At 54.6% G+C, this 570-nt stretch carries 1 pseudogene; it reads right to left on the reverse strand.

Annotated features, from left to right (window positions below):
- Positions 1-570: pseudogene (ipaH9.8, locus tag ACUU1I_RS21080) on the reverse strand (T3SS effector E3 ubiquitin-protein ligase IpaH9.8); the annotation flags it as partial.

Below are 570 nucleotides of genomic sequence, written 5' to 3' on the forward strand. Positions count from 1 at the left end.
CTGACGGTAAATCTGCTGTTCAGTCTCACGCATCACCTGTGCACCGGCTTCCCTCTCCGCATCCGCATCACCGCTCAGACCTGATGCTTTCAGCCGGTCAGCCACCCTCTGAGGGTACTCATTCTCCAGCATCTCATATTTCTGCTCTTCTGCCAGCGCCCAGCGGTCAGCTTCCGTACGCTTCAGTACAGCATGCCATGGTCCCCAGAGGGAGAACCAGTCCGTAAATTCATTCTCTTCACGGCTTCTGACCATGGCTTCGGCAGTGCGGAGGTCATTTGCTGTCACTCCCGACACGCCATAGAAACGCATTTCCTTCACGGCAGTGGAGAGCTGAAGTTTCTCTGCGAGCATGGTCTGGAAGGCCAGGTAGACTTCTATCTCATCCACAAAATGGAGAGTTCTGACTTTATCCCGGGCAATATCCTCCAGAATTTCGAGGCGGAACATTTCCCTGCCCAGGGAGAGCAGAGCGCCGGTATCATTATCGAAAAGGCCTTCTGATGCCTGATGGACCAGGAGGGTTTTCCGGAGATTGTTCCATGTGAGCGCGACACGGTCCTCACAGCT

This window comes from Shigella sp. SIG3 (assembly GCF_053555855.1).